Genomic DNA, 1,864 nt, shown 5'->3' with positions numbered 1-1,864 from the left:
CTTTTTTATCCGTGCTGTTTTTCTTGATGATTCTCCTCGTATAATAAGTTTCAAATCCATGGTTGATGTCAATTTCCAGTTCATTTTTGCACATTGACAAGTGAATATAGGTTTTGTATTCCGGGCTCGCCCGGAATACAAATTTCGGACTTGGACGCTTCGCGATGTTCCCGGATAATGGTCTTAGGATCGTTTGGGTCAATGCTTACTCTCCTTGTAGCGATGACTACTTATAAAGTCTGCATCCCCAGGTTCTTGCTTGAACGTCTAACCCGTAGGCCGTTCCTCCGGATCCCCGTGCTGGAAATGAGCAGTTCCAGGCAGCCCACGGACCGGATGAGTTCTCATACGCGAGGCTGATCGATCGGCAAGCCATCTGGGGATATCCCGAAGCGTCCGATTCCATCGATCCTAATACAGAAAGGAGGAAACGACATGCCCTTATTTGTCGGTATTGACGTGAGCTCTAAAAACCTCGAGGCCTGCCTGATGGATGATGCCGGGGAAACGTTGGCCACTCGAACAGTCACCAACAATTTGCCTGGGGCATCAGAATTGAAAGAGGTCATTCTTCAACATGCGAAGACAGGTGACTCTATCCAGATCGCTATGGAAGCCACATCCGTATACAGTTGGCATCCGGCCATGTTTTTCCACGAAGATCCTGAACTAAAACAACGTCAGACAAAGGTGTTCACCTTGAATCCGAAGTTGGTAAAAAATTTCAAAAAGGCTTATGCCGAAATGGACAAGACCGATCCCAAGGATGCTTGGGTCATTGCGGACCGTTTGCGTTTTGGGCGATTGCCGAAATCTATTATACAGTCCGAACAATACCTTGCCCTTCAACGGTTAACCCGGATGCGCTATCATCTGGTTCATAGTTTAACGCGAGAACAACAGGTCTTTTTGAATCATCTGTTTTTCAAATTCAGCGCGTTTAACCTTGAAGTGGATACATCGGCCTTCGGCCATGCCATCACAGAATTACTGCTTGAAGCTTATAGCCTCGATGAAATCGCCCAAATGCCTCTAGAGGATTTAGCCAAGTATCTCCAGACCAAAGGCCGCGGCCGCTTTAGCGATCCCGAGGATGTGGCCGCCTCCATCCAAAAAGCCGCCCGGGACTCTTACAGGCTTTCAAAATGTGTGGAGGATTCGATTGACTTGATCCTAGGTAGCTCGATTGAGATCATCCGGCATCTGAAACGCCAAATCAAAGATTTGGACAAGGCGATTGCCCGCGTGCTCGATGGCCTTCCTAACACGCTCGAAACCATTCCGGGATTAGGCCCGGTGAGTTGCGCCGGCATTCTCGCTGAAATTGGCGATATTGAACGTTTTGAGAACCAAGCTGCGATCGCCAAATTTGCCGGATTGTTTTGGCCGCGTCACCAATCGGGTGACTACGAGGCGGATGACAAAATGCTTGCGCGTACAGGCAATCGTTATCTCCGGTATTACCTGGTTGAGGCTGCCAATCTGGTCCGGCGACACGAACCTGAATACCGCGCCTTTTACCAAAAAAAGTATCGTGAAGTGCAGAAGCACTCACACAAACGCGCCCTCGTCTTAACGGCAAGAAAATTGGTGCGCCTGATTGATGCGCTGCTCCGCAACAATCAAATATATGCGCCGAAAAAGAAGGTGACGCGATGAGGTAACCTTCATCGATAACCTTGGTCATATCGGCTTCCAGTTATTTACAATATACTGGAGGCTTGGTTTAGTGCACCCTTTTTTATGACATATGGCCAAAAGAATTTCCAATTCATTTGTTTTTAACTCTTGACATCACACCGTAGGACTTTAATCCTCTCAGGAAGGGTTTAGTTTTACAAGCTTCCTGGATGATGGGCCATCG

At 47.9% G+C, this 1,864-nt stretch carries 2 protein-coding genes; one reads left to right on the top strand and one right to left on the bottom strand.

The features are described 5' to 3' along the window. Positions 1-202, bottom strand: a 202-nt coding sequence (locus CCB157_RS18160) for a hypothetical protein (protein WP_238594757.1), incomplete at its 3' end; no start/stop codon positions are given. A 233-nt stretch (positions 203-435) separates the two neighbouring features. On the opposite strand from CCB157_RS18160, the gene CCB157_RS16760 reads away from it, so the two are divergent. Next, positions 436-1,659: an IS110 family RNA-guided transposase gene (locus CCB157_RS16760; protein WP_077616933.1), complete on the top strand. Its 1,224-nt coding sequence runs from the start codon at positions 436-438 to the stop codon at positions 1,657-1,659. The last annotated feature ends 205 nt before the right edge of the window (positions 1,660-1,864 follow it).

It is taken from the genome of Caenibacillus caldisaponilyticus, assembly GCF_002003465.1.
GTDB classification, from domain to species: Bacteria; Bacillota; Bacilli; order Bacillales; family Sporolactobacillaceae; genus Caenibacillus; species Caenibacillus caldisaponilyticus.
Note: the sequence above shows the minus strand (reverse complement) of the source record. Positions and strands in the feature narration are given on the sequence as shown.